Annotated in this window: 15 protein-coding genes; 9 read left to right on the top strand and 6 right to left on the bottom strand. The window is 59.3% G+C overall.

Going from position 1 to position 16,056, the window contains the following annotated elements; genetic code table 11:
- The first annotated feature begins 97 nt into the window (after positions 1 to 97).
- Both WM42_RS11115 and WM42_RS11120 read left to right on the top strand, forming a co-directional pair.
- Positions 98 to 1,255: a DivIVA domain-containing protein gene (locus WM42_RS11115; protein ID WP_062038247.1), complete on the top strand. Its 1,158-nt coding sequence runs from the start codon at positions 98 to 100 to the stop codon at positions 1,253 to 1,255.
- A gap of 59 nt (positions 1,256 to 1,314) precedes the next feature.
- The gene (locus WM42_RS11120) at positions 1,315 to 1,530 is read left to right on the top strand and encodes a hypothetical protein (protein WP_062038249.1); all 216 of its coding nucleotides are present in this window, start codon (positions 1,315 to 1,317) and stop codon (positions 1,528 to 1,530) included.
- Here WM42_RS11120 and WM42_RS11125 read toward each other — a convergent pair.
- The gene (locus WM42_RS11125; protein WP_145915066.1) at positions 1,453 to 2,613 is read right to left on the bottom strand and encodes an HNH endonuclease signature motif containing protein; all 1,161 of its coding nucleotides are present in this window, start codon (positions 2,611 to 2,613) and stop codon (positions 1,453 to 1,455) included. The two genes, WM42_RS11120 and WM42_RS11125, sit on opposite strands and share 78 nt — an antisense overlap.
- Before the next feature lie 345 nt (positions 2,614 to 2,958).
- Between WM42_RS11125 and ileS the strand changes: the two genes are divergently transcribed.
- On the top strand, positions 2,959 to 6,135 hold the full coding sequence (gene ileS, locus WM42_RS11130) for an isoleucine--tRNA ligase (RefSeq protein WP_062038251.1): 3,177 nt from the start codon (positions 2,959 to 2,961) through the stop codon (positions 6,133 to 6,135).
- Between the two features lie 356 nt (positions 6,136 to 6,491).
- On the opposite strand, the gene WM42_RS11135 is transcribed toward ileS, so the two are convergent.
- A complete protein-coding gene (locus tag WM42_RS11135; RefSeq protein WP_062038253.1) occupies positions 6,492 to 7,676 on the bottom strand; it encodes an MFS transporter in 1,185 nt (394 codons plus the stop codon).
- Positions 7,677 to 7,807: 131 nt separating this feature from the next.
- Positions 7,808 to 8,449 carry a GntR family transcriptional regulator gene (locus WM42_RS11140; protein WP_062038255.1) on the bottom strand — a complete coding sequence of 214 codons (642 nt, stop codon included), beginning with the start codon at positions 8,447 to 8,449 and terminating at the stop codon, positions 7,808 to 7,810.
- A gap of 168 nt (positions 8,450 to 8,617) precedes the next feature.
- On the opposite strand from WM42_RS11140, the gene WM42_RS11145 reads away from it, so the two are divergent.
- Complete coding sequence (locus tag WM42_RS11145; protein WP_062039441.1) at positions 8,618 to 10,045, top strand: DNA polymerase IV; 1,428 nt, start codon at positions 8,618 to 8,620, stop codon at positions 10,043 to 10,045.
- A gap of 2 nt (positions 10,046 to 10,047) precedes the next feature.
- Here the strand turns inward: WM42_RS11145 and WM42_RS11150 are convergent, their stop codons facing one another.
- Positions 10,048 to 10,965, bottom strand: coding sequence for an asparaginase (locus WM42_RS11150; protein WP_062038257.1), 918 nt, complete (start codon positions 10,963 to 10,965; stop codon positions 10,048 to 10,050).
- A gap of 168 nt (positions 10,966 to 11,133) precedes the next feature.
- Between WM42_RS11150 and WM42_RS11155 the strand changes: the two genes are divergently transcribed.
- Positions 11,134 to 11,778, top strand: coding sequence for a WKL family lipoprotein (locus tag WM42_RS11155; protein WP_062038259.1), 645 nt, complete (start codon positions 11,134 to 11,136; stop codon positions 11,776 to 11,778).
- A gap of 48 nt (positions 11,779 to 11,826) precedes the next feature.
- Here WM42_RS11155 and WM42_RS11160 read toward each other — a convergent pair whose 3' ends face one another.
- Positions 11,827 to 12,786, bottom strand: a complete 960-nt coding sequence (locus WM42_RS11160) for a hypothetical protein (RefSeq protein WP_062038261.1) — start codon at positions 12,784 to 12,786, stop codon at positions 11,827 to 11,829.
- A 33-nt stretch (positions 12,787 to 12,819) separates the two neighbouring features.
- Here WM42_RS11160 and lspA point away from each other — a divergent pair, with 33 nt between their 5' ends.
- The 4 genes from lspA to WM42_RS11180 all read left to right on the top strand — a co-directional run bounded on the left by lspA (position 12,820) and on the right by WM42_RS11180 (position 15,164).
- Positions 12,820 to 13,347, top strand: coding sequence for a signal peptidase II (lspA, locus tag WM42_RS11165; RefSeq protein WP_061923430.1), 528 nt, complete (start codon positions 12,820 to 12,822; stop codon positions 13,345 to 13,347).
- Positions 13,331 to 14,254: an RluA family pseudouridine synthase gene (locus WM42_RS11170; RefSeq protein ID WP_062038263.1), complete on the top strand. Its 924-nt coding sequence runs from the start codon at positions 13,331 to 13,333 to the stop codon at positions 14,252 to 14,254. Before lspA ends, WM42_RS11170 begins: the two co-directional genes overlap by 17 nt.
- A gap of 56 nt (positions 14,255 to 14,310) precedes the next feature.
- Positions 14,311 to 14,826, top strand: a complete 516-nt coding sequence (locus WM42_RS11175; RefSeq protein WP_235591264.1) for a hypothetical protein — start codon at positions 14,311 to 14,313, stop codon at positions 14,824 to 14,826.
- A gap of 74 nt (positions 14,827 to 14,900) precedes the next feature.
- Positions 14,901 to 15,164, top strand: coding sequence for a hypothetical protein (locus WM42_RS11180; RefSeq protein WP_062038268.1), 264 nt, complete (start codon positions 14,901 to 14,903; stop codon positions 15,162 to 15,164).
- Here WM42_RS11180 and rarD read toward each other — a convergent pair.
- Positions 15,161 to 16,027: an EamA family transporter RarD gene (gene rarD / locus WM42_RS11185; RefSeq protein WP_062038271.1), complete on the bottom strand. Its 867-nt coding sequence runs from the start codon at positions 16,025 to 16,027 to the stop codon at positions 15,161 to 15,163. The two genes, WM42_RS11180 and rarD, sit on opposite strands and share 4 nt — an antisense overlap.
- Between the last annotated feature and the right edge of the window lie 29 nt (positions 16,028 to 16,056).

The raw sequence follows: 16,056 nt of genomic DNA on the forward strand, positions 1-16,056 counted from the left end.
CTGAGTTCAGAATTTAGGTACTCTCGGGATACGTTTACATCTCCCAAAAACTCCGGACCCACCGGAGTTGCACCGACTCGAAGGGGAAGAGAAGTCAATGCCACTGTCACCAGCTGATGTTCACAACGTCGCTTTTAGCAAGCCGCCAATTGGCAAGCGTGGCTACAACGAGGATGAGGTCGACCAGTTCCTGGACCTCGTCGAGGACACCCTTGCCCAGCTGCAGGACGAGAATGATGACCTGCAGTCTCAGGTAGAGCAGCTGCAGTCCAAGGGCGGCGCTGGTGCTGTAGCGGGTGCCGCTGCAGGGTCCGCAGCTACTACGGGTGCAGACGAAGCTACCCTCCGTAAGGAGATCGAGTCCAAGCTGCGCGCTGAGTACGAGACCAAGCTTGCTGATTCCAAGAATGAAGTTGCCAAGGCTAAGGAAGAAGCAAAGCGCGCGCAGGAACAGGCAAAGAATGCTGAGTCCGCTAAGGCTCCGGCTGCTGCTTTCTCGAACAACGATGCTGAGCTGAAGGCTGCACGCGAGGACGCCGCAAAGGCAAAGCGCGAGCTCGAGGCAGCTCGTGCAGAGGCTACTCAGGCCAAGAAGGACCTCGAGGCTTCCAAGAAGGAGAACGAGGACCTGAAGAAGAACGCTGGCTCTGCAAAGACCGCAGCGGCTTCTGGTCTGGCTGGTGCAGGTGTTGGCGCTGCCGCAACCAAGGCTGCCGACGGCCTGGCTACCCCAGAGACCCACATGCAGGCAGCTCGCGTTCTGGGCTTGGCGCAGGAGATGGCAGACCGCCTGACCTCCGAGGCAAAGGCAGAGTCCGAGTCCATGCTCTCCGAGGCACGCACTGCCGCCGAGAAGCAGCTGACCGATGCTGATTCCCGCTCCAAGGCACAGCTCGCAGACGCTCAGCAGAAGTTTGACGCACAGCTCGCAGACGCTGATACTCGCTCCAAGAAGCTGGTTTCCGAGGCTGAGGCTAAGGCAAAGCAGACCGAGTCCGAGGCTAACTCCCGCGCTGAGGCACAGATTCGCCAGGCAGAGGAGAAGGCTGCTGCCCTGCAGGCTGACGCTGAGAAGAAGCACACCGAGGTCATGAACACCGTCAAGCAGCAGCAGACGGCTCTTGAGGCTCGTATCGCTGAGCTGCGCACCTTCGAGCGCGAGTACCGCACCCGTCTGAAGACCCTGCTGGAGTCCCAGCTGGAGGAGCTTGAGACTCGCGGCACCGCTGCTCCTAACGGCGAGGCTGGCAAGTAAAAGCTATTTATAAAGCGCCCTTCCGAGTAACCGGGAGGGCGCTTTTTCTGGAGGTTTAAATGCTTGTTGCAGCACTCGTCTTGGCGTTCGTGGCTTTTCTAGCTCTCGTCAACTTCATTCTGACTGCAGCTGATTGGTCGCTGTATCTTCTCTTCGCTTCTGCCGGCCTAGGCATGGTGCTGTTCGTGATAGACGGTCTACGCAAGCGCAAACCTGATCTTGCGCAGGACGAGGAGGCAGGGGAGTACGAGGCAGGGGAGTACCCTGCCTCCTAGGTTGTGGCGCATGGCCCTGACATTGCATTGCGTATAGTCGTGGTTGTTGCCTTTTCTGCTAGCCGCGCTGCCAGCGTACCTTTCCATCGACCTGGCTAACCTACCGCGTAACGGCGGGGCGTTAGGGTCGTCTTCATTCACACCGTTGTGGTAGTGACACAAAGTCGCCAGATTTGCCATGTTCGTTGGACCTCCCTGCGACCAAGCGTTTAAGTGATGCACCTGACTAGTATCTGCCGGGTGATTACAACCTGGCCAAGCACAGGTGGGATTTTCCGCTCCCGCCATCAGCCTTTGCTTGTGGTTGGCAAAGCGCTTCGTCCGATAGAGATTCACTGGCCCCTCATGTGGATGCACGAGTGTGGCGAAATCAAGGCACGAGTCCAGTGCTCTTCTCACGAACTCCGCGCCGGACATGACGGCGCCGTTTGTCATCTGCAGGCTTATCTCCTCGCCGTCGCCCTGCAAGATCTTCGCCAGCGCCGGCAGTTGGACGATAACGTTGGTATGCACTCGCGGCCTATCCCTGGCTGCGCTAGGCACTACACTTGAATTGTCTGCAGCGGGGAAGAAGAGCTTTTCCAAAGATTCCAGCGGGGAGGCAGAGTCGATAGCTGCATACATATCCGCGATGAGAGTCGATGGGCCGGTAATTGCTAAAGTCCACGGCTTATCCTTGCGGCGATAAAGCTTTACTCCTTGCTCTGGCTCGCGCTCGCTATTGAGCGCCTTCAGCTTTTTCTTCGCTAGCTGCTCCATCGCGAGGGTATCGGCCTTGGTATTGCACAGTTCCTCGCGCATCTGCCACGCTGCACGTTGGGTCTTCGCGCGCATTGCGTAGCGTTCGATAACTTCGATTGTGGGCAGGGAATGACCAAGCCTTTGCGCCGCGGCCACGGAATCGCGTTGCCGGCGGGTGAAAGCGGTGTGGCCAAAGTAGACGTCGTAAAGCGCGAGCAATTGCTGTGCCGTTTTATCCGGCGCGCCAGCCGAAATCAAAGCCTTTTCAGACAGCCCTGCGCACCCAGCCACGATGTCCATGCCTGGGCGTATTGCCGCTAAGAATGCCTGAAGTGAAGTCATAAACCCCACCCTAAAAAGCCCTATCGACAAGGCTCAAGGGGCATTTTTCAACCTGTGGATAACTTTGTCTCAACCGACTCATTGATATCCATTTGCACCACTCGGGAACCTCGGCCTGTGAAAAGTTGACGCCGTGGGTATAATTTCCTCACGTATGCAATGATCCGGCCATCACCGGGGAGCATCTCGGAAGAACCTAAGCCACAGAGCTTAAAAGTAGAACCGAGCGGGTAGGACCGAAATCTCCTTCACCGAAACGAAGCGGGCGTGTTTTCGCGCCAAGCAGGGTGGTACCGCGAGCCGCAAGGCGCGTCCCTGCACCAGCACTCGAGTGAAGGAAGATTAATGAGCGAAAACGTAGGCGGTGTCTACCCCAAGGTAGACATGACCGGTGGTTCCACCCGTTTCCCCGACATGGAGGAAATCGTCCAGAAGTTCTGGAAGGAAGACGATACCTTCAAAGCCAGCTTGGACCAGACCAAGGATTGTCCTGAGTACATCTTCTATGATGGCCCTCCCTTTGCGAACGGCCTGCCACACTACGGTCACCTCCTGACCGGCTACGTTAAGGACATCGTCCCTCGTTACCGCACGATGGCGGGCAATTATGTGCCACGTATCTTCGGTTGGGATACCCACGGCCTGCCGGCTGAGTTGGAGGCGGAAAAGCAGCTGGGCATCACGGACAAGGCTCAGATTCAGGACATGGGTCTAGCCAAGTTCAATGAGTACTGCGAGAAGTCCGTTATGCAGTATGCAGATGAGTGGGAAGACTATGTCAACCGCCAGGCACGCTGGGTTGATTTCGAGAACGGCTACAAGACGCTCGACATCAACTACATGGAATCTGTTATGTGGGCTTTCAAGGAGCTCTACGATAAGGGCCTTATCTACCAGGGCTTCCGTGTGCTTCCTTATTCCTGGGCGGAGCATACTTCGCTGTCTAACCAGGAAACTCGCCTGGATGATTCTTATAAGATGCGCCAAGATCCGACGCTGACGGTGACTTTCCCGGTTACTGGTGCGAAGGCTGATTCGGCGGCCGCGGAGACGCTTTCCGCACATCCTGCGCTTGCCGACGCCTCCTTCCTCGCTTGGACCACGACACCTTGGACTTTGCCGTCGAATGCTGCATTGGCGGTCCACCCTGAGGTTAACTATGTCCTGTTCAAAGCCACGGATGGCGACTTCGCGGGCCACACGTTCATCATGGCCGAGGCTTTGACGGCGACGTTGGCCAAGGAACTCGGCGAGGCAGAAGTCCTCGAAACTTTCCAGGGCAATGAGTTGGAAGGCTTTACCTACCAGCCGATCTTCGGTTTCTTCCCAGAGCTGGAGAACGCCTACCAGGTCATTCTTGCAGACTACGTCACCACTGAAGACGGCACCGGCGTGGTTCACCAGGCTCCAGCCTTTGGTGAGGACGATATGTTGACCTGCCAGAAGTACGGCATCGAACTTGCCATCCCAGTGGATGAGGACGGCGAGTTTACCTCGCAGGTTCCGCCGTATGAGGGCCAGTTGGTCTTCGATGCGAACAAGGACATCATCAAGGATCTTAAAGCTGCTGGCCGCGTGGTTCGCCACGTGACGATTGAGCACTCCTACCCGCACTCTTGGCGTTCGGGCGAGCCTTTAATTTACAAGGCAATGCCGGCGTGGTTTGTGAAGGTGACCGAGTTCCGTGACCGCATGGTGGAGCTAAACCACAACGAAATCGAGTGGTTGCCGGAGCATATCCGCGATGGCCAGTTCGGTAAGTGGCTGGAAGGCGCACGAGACTGGAACATCTCTCGTACTCGCTACTGGGGTGCACCGATTCCGGCGTGGGTTTCCGATAACCCAGACTACCCGCGCGTTGATGTCTACGGTTCTTTGGATGAGCTGGAGGCAGACTTCGGCGTGCGTCCTACCTCCTTGCACCGCCCATACATCGATGAGTTGACCCGCCCGAACCCGGATGACCCGACGGGCAAGTCCATGATGGTTCGTGTACCGGACGTGCTGGATTGCTGGTTTGAGTCTGGTTCGATGCCGTTTGCGCAAAAGCACTACCCGTTTGAGAACAAAGAGTGGTTCGAGACGCATTCGCCGTCTGACTTCATCGTGGAGTACTCGGGCCAGACGCGTGGTTGGTTCTACGTGATGCACGTACTGTCTACGGCGCTGTTTGACCGTCCGGCGTATAAGAAGGTCGTCGCTCACGGCATCGTCTTGGGCAATGATGGTCTGAAGATGTCGAAGTCTAAGGGCAACTACCCGAACGTCAACGAGGTCTTTGACCGCGATGGCTCGGATGCGATGCGCTGGTTCTTGATGTCCAGCCCGATTCTGCGCGGCGGCAATCTGATCGTCACGGAGCAAGGCATCCGCGAGGGCGTGCGCCAGGCTATCTTGCCGATCTGGAATGCGTATACCTTCCTGCAGCTCTACGCGAGCCGCGAGGCGAAGTTCGATGTCACTTCAGGCAATGTTCTTGACCGCTACATCCTGGCTAAGACCCATGACTTGGTGGAGCATACCGATGCGGCGCTGGCGAATACTGACATCGCTGCGGCGACGGAGGAGGTGCGTCACTTCGCGGACGTGCTGACCAACTGGTACGTGCGTCGCTCGCGTGACCGCTTCTGGTCGGGCGAGGAAGAGCACGCATCGGCCTTTAACACCCTCTACACCGTGCTGGAGACTGTCACCCGCGTGGTGGCTCCGCTGCTACCGCACGTGGCTGAGGTCATCTACCGTGGCTTGACCGGCGAGCGCTCCGTGCACCTGGCTAGCTACCCGAAGGCTGAGGATTACCCGGCTGATGCGGAGTTGGTTTCCGCGATGGACGCGGTGCGTGCGGTAGCTTCCGCGGCATCGAGTGTGCGTAAGTCCAACAAGCTTCGTAACCGCCTGCCGCTGCCGAAGCTGACCGTGGCCATGGCTGATTCCGCGCAGCTCGCTGACTTTGCGGACATCATCCGCGATGAGGTCAATGTGAAGGATGTCGTTTTGACCGACGACGTCGATTCCGTGGGCACCTTCGAAGTTGTCTGTAATGCAAAGGTCGCGGGTCCGCGCTTGGGCAAGGACGTCCAGCGCGCAATCAAGAACCTGAAGGTGGGTAATTACGAGCGCCGTGGTGACGAGGTTGTCGTTGACGGCGATATCGTTCTGGGCGCTGATGAGTACACCGAGCGTCTGCAGGCGGCGAACCCGGCATCGACGGCGCGTATCGACGGCGTCGATGGCCTCGTGGTCTTGGACACCGAGGTGACCGAGGAGCTCGAGGCAGAAGGCTGGGCCGCCGACGTCATCCGCGGCCTGCAGGATGCCCGCAAAGCCGAGGATTTCGAGGTCTATGACCGTATCAGCGTGGTCCTGTCCGTTCCGGCCGAGAAGGAAGAATGGGCACAGCGTCACGCGGAGCACATTGCGTCCGAGGTTCTGGCCACCGAGTTCAATGTGGTTACCGAGCCTCTCGAAGGTCACAAGGTGGTCAAGGACGTTACCGCGACCGTCGCGCGCACGAACGTATAGACACCTGGATGTCAGAGCGTAAGTGAATAATGCCCGGAAGGAGATAGTGTCTCCTTCCGGGCACGCTTATGGCCAGTTACCTGGGTATTTTTCTGTGTAGATTTGCAGGTATGCGAATCGAACACATGGCCATGTACGTACAGGGCTAAAGACCTATTTTCTGAGTTTCGAAGACGGTGCCCGTTTCGAAATCATGGCGCGACCAGGCCATGAAAAGCGGCTAGCTTTGGCTGGGTGGAATCATTTGGCATTGTCTGTGGGTAGCCGCGAGAAGGTAAATCGTCTCGCGGCGTATGGATACTATGAATTCGCCTTTCTTGATGCGGAGGTGACTGTTTAGGCCACAGTGCGCAAAGTCAGCGCTGTGCGCCGGGCAGGTGCGCGCGCCAGGCAATAGTGACGTTGATTAGACACAAAATGGCCAAAATGCTGCCGATGATGAAAAGCTTCGTAAATCCGATGTAGGCCGATAGTGCGCTAAACGCCATAGGGATGAAGAAGCCGGTATAGGAGATGGAGTAGTACACGGCGGTGAGGCCTGCCAGCTCCTCTTCACCGGCGATCCGCTGGACCTCGGAGAGTCCGGCGACAAGGGCGAGGCCGTAGCCAGCGCCCATCGTGGCGGCAGCGGCGATGCCCAAAGGCAGCGACAACGTCTGCGCTGCGAAGGCCGCGACGAAAGCCCCGAGCGTAATAACCGCCATGGCGATGGCGGATGCTCGGGCGGACTTATGGGTATCGATGAGGCGTCCGAGCATTTGCACGCCAACGCCGCAGCCTAAAGTAATGACGGTCATGAGGCCGGAGAACGCAATGGGCGTTTGCCCCGCAGACGTGGCGAGCAACTGCGGGAGCAAGGCATAGGCGGCACCGGCACATCCGAATACCCACGGGGCAACGGGAACGACCACGCGCAGGAAGCGCTTGTGAGCGGCGGCCGGGATATGCAGCATTTCGAGCATCTCGCGAACCTTCAGCTCCAAGATGGTGGTCTTTACCGTGCCGCGGCGTGGCTCACGAGTTTCCGGAGTATACGTCAGCCAAACCGCAGTCGCGAGAGTCAGCAGAATGTGCAGGATATAAGCTAAGTGCGTGGGCCAAGGGCCCCATTGCGCCAGTACCGAGGCAATTCCGGCGCCCACCAAGAATCCGACGGTAAGGCACAGTGAAGCTTTTCTTGCACCGGCCGCGGGGTCCCCTCCAGCCCGGGAGACAAGCTCGGTAATCCACGTGGAACCCACCGCCATAACAAGGCCCAGCGCCATGCCACACAGCACGCGACCTAGCGCGATGATAAGCGGTTCATGCGGAGCGATGGACAGCAGGAAAGACCCCAGCAGCGATAAAGGCGCGGCCGGCAGGAGAGTGGGCTTGCGGCCGATGAGGTCGGATAGCGGGCCTCCCACAAGCAACGCGGGGACGATTCCCAAGACATATGCCGCGAGCAAACCATTTACGGTCACCTGTGAAAAGTGCGAAGTCTCGCGGTACATCACCAACAATGGGGTGAACTCGTTGCCGCCCCACGCGACCGCCACCATTGAACCGGCGACGGGAAACCACGAATGAGGCCTAAACGAAGGCAACACCTCCGGCGCCGGCGATACGCTAGGCACGGACTCAGTCGCGGGCACATGGGAAAGCGACGATGCGGATGTTGAGGTTTGAGCGGTCACAGTTGATTCCTAGAAGTAGTCAGGTGGTCTTCGAGTTCAGTGAGGTAGGTGGAGTAGTTGCCGTGGCGGAGGGCTTCGGCAAGCAGGCGGTGCTGGGCGACGAAGCCACGCGCTCGCTCCACATTGCGGCCAATTGCCGTGGCTGTGAAGCGCTGCTGACGCTCGCGCAGCGTGTGACCGAGATGGGCAAGCAGGCTATTGCCGCCGTTGTCCATGATGGTCTGGTGGAAACGCGCATCGAGGTGGGCGTATGTGCGCAGGTCACCGGCGTTGAGCGCGGCGTCTTGTTCCGCGATGGTCGCATCGAGGCAATCAGCAATGACGGCGCGCTCTGCGGCGGGGAGGGCGCAGATATGGCGGGCGGAGTGGGCGTCGACAAGCAGGCGCGCCTCGTAGACCTCGCGAATCTCGCGCGGGCTGATCGGGACCACCAGCGCGCCGCGTTTGGGATAGAGCTTCAAAAAGCCCTCAACTTCCAAGCGGAGGAAGGCCTCGCGCATGGGAGTCCTGCTCATCCCGAGCTCTGAAGCGATGACTGCCTCGGAGAGCATCTCGGATTCGGCAATGTCACCTTCGATGATTGCACGCTTGACCCATTCATAGGCGCGCTCGGCGGCTGGCGTACTTGCATTCGACATGCATTCATCTTGCATACAAGCCACGGGCGTTGTCTAAAAAATCGTGCTATTAGTGAGGCGGTGATCACCTTCGTGCTTTATGAGATCTGCAAGACTTTTCGCGTGTTTTCCATGCTAGAAAGCTGGGCAGTGCATGACATTTAGGACGCATGTTCTAAAATGGGGCGCATGCAGCGTTGGGTTTTACACATCGACATGGACGCTTTCTTCGCGTCCGTCGAGCAGCTGACCCGGCCGACGTTGCGTGGGCGCCCGGTGTTGGTCGCGGGCGTCGGCGGGCGCGGCGTCGTGGCGGGCGCATCCTATGAGGCCCGCGTTTTTGGCGCCCACTCAGCCATGCCCACTTTCCGCGCCCAGCAGTTGGTTGGCCTGCGCGGAGTGGTGGTGCAGCCGCGGCACGTGGTGTACTCAGCGGCGTCGAAAAGAGTGTTTAAGATTCTCGCGGAACACGTGGGAGTTATAGAGCAGCTTTCCGTTGATGAGGCCTTTATGGAGCCTGAAGCTTTGATCGGCGCGAGCCCAGAAGAAGTAAAAGAATGGGCAGATAACCTGCGGGAGCTGATTCGTGCGGAGACTGGCCTGCCGAGTTCGATTGGGGCGGGTTCGGGTAAGCAATTTGCCAAGATTGGTTCTGGGGAGGCGAAGCCGGACGGCACGTTTGTGATTCCAGCAGAAAAACAGTTGGAGATTCTCCACCCCATGCCGGTGGGAAAGCTGTGGGGCGTAGGGCCTGTAACGAGGACGAAGCTCGCGGCTATCGGTGTGGAGACCATCGGGCAGCTGGCGGCGATGTCGCAAAAAGAAGTGGAGATTTCTTTAGGCGCGACGATTGGTGTGGGTTTGTGGAAGCTCGCTCAAGGCATCGACGACAGGGCGGTGGCCCCGCGCGCAGTGGCCAAGCAGATTTCCACGGAGCATACCTACCCTAAGGATTTGCTTACGGTAGCGGAGGTAGACGCTGCGATTGTGAGGGCGGCGGAGGGCGCGCATCGGCGCTTGCTTCGCGACGGCCGCGGTGCCCGCACCGTCTCCGTCAAACTGCGGATGGCAGATTTCCACATCGAATCGCGCTCGGCCACGCTTCCTTATGCCACGGATGATGTGGAAACCTTAAAAGCAACGGCATTCAAGCTCGCGCGCTATCCCGATGAGCTTGGCCCGATTCGTTTGGTGGGCGTGAGCTATTCGGGCTTGGAGGCCGCGCGCCAAGACGTACTCTTTCCTGAGCTGGACCGCGTGGTGGTGCGCCCGCCGAGTAAAGCGGACGATGACTACGAGGCCGGAGTTTCGGACAACGCACTTGATGAGGGGCGCGTGGAAGTAAGCATCGAGGACGAACCCGATAGCACGTGGCGGGCAACGCAAGACGTTTATCATCCCGATTATGGCCACGGCTGGATTCAGGGCGCCGGTCACGGTGTGGTCAGCGTGCGGTTTGAAACGCGTGCGACAGGCCCCGGCCGCACCAAATCCTTTGCTGCTGATGATCCGGATCTAATTCCCGGGGACCCACTTGATTCTTTGGCATGGCCGGAGTGGTTTGTGCAGGACGCTGATCCGGATGCTGAACCAGGCACTGAGTCAGGCGCTGTGTAAAGCTAGCGCGAGTATTGTTTCGGCGCTGCTTTGGCGGCGAAAACTTCGGAGACGGAGGTGCCGGTGGCGAGGGCGGCGGCGAGAAGGATTCGCGCTTGACCGGGGCGGAAAGCGCCAGCACTAACCGCGCCTTTATCGGCAAGCGTTGCACCACCACCGGAGCCGCCGTAGGCGAGGGAAGTAGTGCCGTAGGGCACGCGGGTGCTGATGGCAACGGGAAGGCCTGCTTCGAGTGCGCGCGCTACGCCTTCGCCCATACCTTCGCCCATGTTTCCGGAACCGAGCGCCTCGATGACGAGGCCCGAAAAGTGGGGAATGGCGGCGTCGACAAGCGTGGCGTCAGCGCCGGGGTACGCGGCAAGGATGGCAACCGGGTGTGGTGCGAGTGGGGCAAGCGGTAGGGGAAAGAGATTGGATTCGCCAACGGGCATCGATTCAAAGCCGTTGAGATGAAAGGTGTGGTTCTTGCGTGCCCCGCGCGCCGGGATGGTCATGCCTCCGAACTGGATATAAACACCGGGGGTTCCTTGCTCGATGAGGTGCAGGCTGTCGTGGAGGTTGCGCGGACCGTCGCCTCCGGGATGATCGAAAGACCGCTGCGCGCCTGTGAGAACAACGGGCTTTGTGCCCGGATCAAAAATGGAAAGCGCCATGGCGGTTTCTTCCATGGAATCCGTGCCATGGGTGATGAGGATGCCGTCGATGTCGGTGCGGGTGAGTTGCACGTGGACGGTGCCGAGCAGCTCATCGAGATCCGCCAAGGTGATGGAGCTGGAGTCGAGTTGGCGGAATTCGATGACTTCAATGTCTGCCGAAAGGCTACGGGCCAGTTCCTGGCCGGTGACTGTTGGAATGAGCGAGCCGTCCGCGGCCGCGGTGCAGGCGATGGTGCCGCCGGTGGCGATAAGCGCGATAGTCATGGACTCCACCCTAGCGATTAGCGACGGGGCATTAGTAGCGAAAAAGATGGTGTTGGTGGGCGCGGGGCGCACGGAAATGGAAGTGGCGTGGGTAATGTGGTGTGAAGAAAAGCGACAACTATCGCGCGCTAAGATGCGAAGTCGCGCCACCCAACGTGAGGAGAAAAAGTGAAGTTCACCAAGCTCGGGGCCGCTCTCATGGCCGTTAGTGCTGCTACCGCTTTGGCTGCCTGCTCTTCTTCCGATGAAGCTGACAAGGCTAAACCATCATCTACTGAGAAGTCCTCGAGTGCAGAGGAGACCTCAATTGCCTCCACTGAGATTCCGGATGCAGCTGCCCTCAACGCCATCCTGACCAAGGCCACCGACCCGAACGTGCCGGTCGAGGAAAAGACCAAGACCGTGCAAGGCTCCGAGGAGGCGTCAGAGCTTTTCGACGTCATGGCAGCCTCCCAGGCAGAGTCCGGCGCAGTTTTTGAGGTCGTCGACCCAGTGCTGCCGGGCTACAGCCCAGAATCCGCGCTGGCTACCGTTAACTTCTCTACCCCGGATGGCCAGGGCCAGACCGCAGACCAGGTTGAGTTTGTCTTCGAAAACGGCGACTGGAAGCTGTCGAAGAACTGGGCCTGCATCTTGGTTTCCAACATCGTGCCGCCAGAGCAAGTCCCGCCGATGTGCGCGGATACCGCAGGCGGCGCTGCAGGTGCGCCGGCAGAAAACGCTCCGGCCGAGCAGCCAACAGAGGGCGCTCCGGCAGAACAACCCGCCGAGCAGCCGGCAGAAGGTGCGCCAGCCGAGCAGCCGGCGCAGTAACAAGCGAACAAGCGCTAGAAAAGAAGAGCTAAAACTCGAAGCCGGGAACTACTTAGCTGGGGAGAACTTCAGATCTGTGGTGGTGGACTGCACCACGCGCAGGTCGGAGGAGTCGGCGCCGTAGGTGATTTTGGTGTCGATGGCCACCTCGCCGTCGGTTGGCAGCGGCTGCGATAGGTCCACGGTCAGCTGGCCAGAGGAATCGGTTGTGGAGTCCATGACCTTGAGCTCTTTATCAGCCAGCTCCGTGCCCGCGGCTTGCCCCTCGAAAGACAGCGCGCCCAGGGATGGGCGCTGCTTTACAGAAACACTGAGCTTGACGACGTCGCCGTCCTGCTCATCCAGCGTATAAGTTGCGGTTTGCAGCAAAGTGGACTCGCCGGCCACGCGGGATTCCACTGACCACTTTGCGCCCTTGCCGATTTCCTCGTCCGGGAAGACTACAGGTAGGGAAGTCAGCTTCATGATGGCCTGTTCAGTAATGCCACGGGCCTCGTCGGTGCCGTCTTGTGGCGCGGCCAAGCGCAGCGAAGACATCTGGCCCGAGTCCTCGGCACGCCAGCCAAACTGGAATCCCTCGCCGGAGGAAGCATCAGCATCCCCGGAGTATTCCGGCGTGCCGCTGGTGGCAAAAACGTTGCGGGTAGCAGGCAGCTGGCCCTCGACGTTCTCGGTAGCCTCATCGACGCTGGCCTCTAGCGGCAGCGTCGTGGTGGCCGCCTTAATCTTGGAGGCATTGAAGTCCTTGGCCGCAGAAGACTTCATCAGGTCCTGGCTAAAGCCCTCGGTTACGGAATAGGTGACTTTCTGCTCGGCATCGATGTCGTGGTAGGAAAGCACCCGCTTTTCTCCGCTGCCTGCGGATTCGACGGTGATGCGCGGGGCGTCGATTGGCAGGCCCACCGGCTGCTCAACGGTTGGCGCAGGCTTTTCATAGGAGCAGGCGCTAAGCGGTGAGGCGGCGAGCGCGAGGACAGAAACGGTGGCTAAAGCTTTAACACGGAACACAGCATTCCAAATTACCGGAAGCGGGTGTTTAGAATGACTTGGGTGAGTCAAAAAAGAAGGAGTTTCGTTGGGCTGATGGCCGCGGTAGTTACCGCGGTGGCCGTCATTGACCAAGCAGTAAAGCAAATAATGCTGTCCATCCTCACTGAGGGGGAGCCGATGAATATTATCGGCGGATGGTTCCGCTTCTACCTTCTGTTTAACCCCGGCGCGGCCTTTTCTATGGGCGGCGAGGGCAGTACTTGGCTGTTTACCACCATTCAGCTGGCATTCGTCGTGGGCGTGGCTATCGCGGCGCCGCGGATGAAGGACAAATGGCAGGCCGTGAGCTTAGCCATGATCGCCGGCGGCGCGCTGGGTAACCTCATCGACCGACTCTTCCGCGAGCCGGGCTTTTGGTTTGGTCATGTAGTGGATTACATCTCCGTGGGACGGTTCGCAGTATTTAATCTGGCGGATGCCTCGATTACCTGCGGCGTAGTGGTATTCATTGTGGCGATGTTGCTGGAAGATACAAAGAAGCAAGCAGAAAAGGCAGGTGGCGATGCGCGAGAGTCGTAGACTTCCGATTCCAGAAGGCCTCGAGGGCATGCGTGCCGACGCCGCCTTGGCCAAGCTCATCGGTATCTCCCGGGCAAAGGCTGCGGATTTGTGCATGGCTGGCGACGTCGAGATGGACGGTGCTGCGGTAGCCAAGTCCGACCGCTTGGAGGCAGGCGGCTGGATTGACGTCATGATGCCCGCGCCGGAGGAGCCGCTGATTCCGAAGGAAGAACTCGTCGAGGGCATGGATGTGCTCTATGCCGATGACGATGTCATCTGCGTGCACAAGCCGGTGGGCGTGGCAGCGCATCCGACGCTGGGCTGGGAAGGCCCCACGGTCATCGGCGGTTTGCGCGCGGCGGGCTACCAGCTTGCCGACGCGGGGCCTACCGAACGCAAGGGCATCGTCCACCGCCTTGACGTCGGCACCTCGGGCGTGATGGTGGTGGCCGCAAGTGAGCGCGCCTATTCGCAGCTGAAGGCAGCGTTTAAAGAACGCACCGTGACCAAGACCTATCACGCGGTGGTCCAGGGCCTCCCGGACCCGATTGTGGGAACCATCGATGCGCCGATTGGCCGCCATCCCTCCTCCGGCTGGAAGTTTGCGGTGGTAGACGATGGCAAGCACGCCGTGACCCACTACAAGCTACTTGAAGCCTTTCGCGAGGCCAGCCTGCTCGAGGTACACCTAGAAACTGGGCGCACCCACCAGATTCGCGTGCACATGGCGGCAACGGGGCATCCCTGCGTGGGCGATCCCATGTATGGCTGCGATCCGAACCTGGCCAAGCGCCTGCGGCTGGTTAGGCAGTGGCTGCATGCGGTGACATTGGGCTTTGCCCACCCGGGAACGGGCAAGTACTTCGAGGTGTCGGCGCCGTATCCGGATGATCTGCGCTTTGCGCTGGAGGAACTACGCGGATGAGGCATCCACCGGAGATTTATCGGCGGCGTCGGATAGCAGCGGGCGTTATGGCAGTAATGTTTGTTCTATTCATCCTGCTGTGCTTTGGGCTTTTCGGTACCAAGTCCACGGTGGCTCTGCAGGGGGATCAGCTAGGCCCCGATAATGAGTCACGGGAGGAATACATAGCGCGGGCGGCAGATGCGCTTGCTGCTGCCGATGAACCGGCATATGCGTTGGTCAGCTTTGACGAGTCATTGAACTCGCAGCAGGTCGCCGCTCTGGCGCAGCCGGCCCCGCGCATGAGCGCCATCATCTTAGGGATGGCGGCACCTTTGGCAGTGCCGGAGCCTACTGCAGGAGCAGACCGCGCTGGCGTTATCGATACGGAGATAAAGCGCCTGCGCGATTCCTATGCGGGAGTAGGCCAAGCGAATGTGCCGTCGAAGGTGGATGCGGTCATCGTCTGGGCTGATGGCGATAGCCTGCGCGAGATTGCCGGCAACGAGTTGGTTGCTGCAGTAGAACCCGCGCCTGCCGACGCCGCCTGGGGCAGCTTTGGCGTCCGGCCCCTAAATTCCTTGCAGTACTAGTGCATGCTCAAGCACGGGCTCTCGCGAAAGGGCTCGCAAAAGAACCGGAAGAAGGAACACAGAAGAGGATAAAGATGCGCATTTTTGCCGATACCAGCGCCTGGATGCCGAACTACCGCTTTGCCTACATTGCCGTGTGGGCGGGGCTGGTGTTCTGTCTTATTGGGCTGGTGTTTCTGTTTTTTACTTCCGGTGAGCCGCTTTCGATTGGCATCTGTGCCTTCGTGGCCGTCTATTGCTTGTTTATGATTTTTCAGATGCCGCGCTGGGCGCTTGATGCGCGGGAAGAAAAAGAAAGGCGCCGCCGAGCAAAGGCAGCGCGGAAAGAGATGCGTTAGCGGGCGCGGCGTCGGGAAGCGCGGCGCGTGCGGACCAGATCCGCGAGGTAGATGATAACCGCCACCCAGATGATGCCAAAGCCAATCCAGCGGGCGGTGGACATGTGCTCGTGATTGACAAACAGTGCCCAGAGCATCTGCATGATAGGGGTCATGTACTGCAGCATACCCACTGTGGCCAGCGGTAGCTGTTTGGCGCCCTTGGCAAAACACAGCAGCGGCAAAGCGGTGATCAGGCCGGAGGCAATCAGAAGCACAATGTGGCTGGGGCCTTCGCTGGCAAATGTGGATTGGCCTTGGAAGGTTAGCCAGACCAGATAGCCGATTGCCACCGGCAGCATCGCGATGGTCTCCGCCGCCACCGAACCAGTAGAGGAGACGTGGATGCGCTTTTTCATAAGGCCGTAGATGCCAAAGCTAAACGCCAAAGCCAGGGAGATATACGGTGCCTGGCCGGTCATAAACGTCAGCCAGATAACGGCGATGAAGGCCACTCCAACCGATGCCGCCTGCGCCTTGTTGAGCGTTTCCTTCAAGAAGATGATGCCGAGCGCCACCGAAACAAGCGGGTTGATGAAGTAGCCCAGCGCGGCGTCGGCAACATGCCCGGAGTTAATCGCAATGACGTAAGTGCCCCAGTTGACCGTAATGGCCACACCACACGCGAGCATCCATCCCCACGTGCGTGCGCTAAACGCCCGTAACTCGCGCCAACCGCCGGTGAGGAAAAGGAAACCGGTAACCAGCACGGCAGTCCACACGATGCGGTGCGCCAGAATCTCCAGCGGGCTCGCTGGCAGCAAAAGCGGGAAGAAAGCGGGGAAGAAGCCCCACATGAGATAGGCAGCAATGGTGTAAATCATCGGGAAATAATGTACTCGTTGGCAGCCGA

It is taken from the genome of Corynebacterium simulans (assembly GCF_001586215.1).
GTDB classification, from domain to species: Bacteria; Actinomycetota; Actinomycetes; order Mycobacteriales; family Mycobacteriaceae; genus Corynebacterium; species Corynebacterium simulans.

What these genes read in the sequence shown, in the direction of transcription:
- WM42_RS11180 (WP_062038268.1), top strand. Translation starts at nt 14,901, where the DNA reads ATGCGCATTTTTGCCGATACCAGCGCCTGGATGCCGAACTACCGCTTT.
- WM42_RS11175 (WP_235591264.1), top strand. Translation starts at nt 14,311, where the DNA reads ATGTTTGTTCTATTCATCCTGCTGTGCTTTGGGCTTTTCGGTACCAAG.
- WM42_RS11120 (WP_062038249.1), top strand. Translation starts at nt 1,315, where the DNA reads ATGCTTGTTGCAGCACTCGTCTTGGCGTTCGTGGCTTTTCTAGCTCTC.
- WM42_RS11140 (WP_062038255.1), bottom strand. Translation starts at nt 8,449, where the DNA reads ATGTCGAATGCAAGTACGCCAGCCGCCGAGCGCGCCTATGAATGGGTC.
- WM42_RS11170 (WP_062038263.1), top strand. Translation starts at nt 13,331, where the DNA reads ATGCGCGAGAGTCGTAGACTTCCGATTCCAGAAGGCCTCGAGGGCATG.
- WM42_RS11145 (WP_062039441.1), top strand. Translation starts at nt 8,618, where the DNA reads ATGCAGCGTTGGGTTTTACACATCGACATGGACGCTTTCTTCGCGTCC.
- WM42_RS11115 (WP_062038247.1), top strand. Translation starts at nt 98, where the DNA reads ATGCCACTGTCACCAGCTGATGTTCACAACGTCGCTTTTAGCAAGCCG.
- lspA (WP_061923430.1), top strand. Translation starts at nt 12,820, where the DNA reads ATGACTTGGGTGAGTCAAAAAAGAAGGAGTTTCGTTGGGCTGATGGCC.
- WM42_RS11135 (WP_062038253.1), bottom strand. Translation starts at nt 7,676, where the DNA reads ATGGTGGCGGTCGCGTGGGGCGGCAACGAGTTCACCCCATTGTTGGTG.
- WM42_RS11150 (WP_062038257.1), bottom strand. Translation starts at nt 10,965, where the DNA reads ATGACTATCGCGCTTATCGCCACCGGCGGCACCATCGCCTGCACCGCG.
- ileS (WP_062038251.1), top strand. Translation starts at nt 2,959, where the DNA reads ATGAGCGAAAACGTAGGCGGTGTCTACCCCAAGGTAGACATGACCGGT.
- WM42_RS11125 (WP_145915066.1), bottom strand. Translation starts at nt 2,613, where the DNA reads ATGACTTCACTTCAGGCATTCTTAGCGGCAATACGCCCAGGCATGGAC.
- rarD (WP_062038271.1), bottom strand. Translation starts at nt 16,027, where the DNA reads ATGATTTACACCATTGCTGCCTATCTCATGTGGGGCTTCTTCCCCGCT.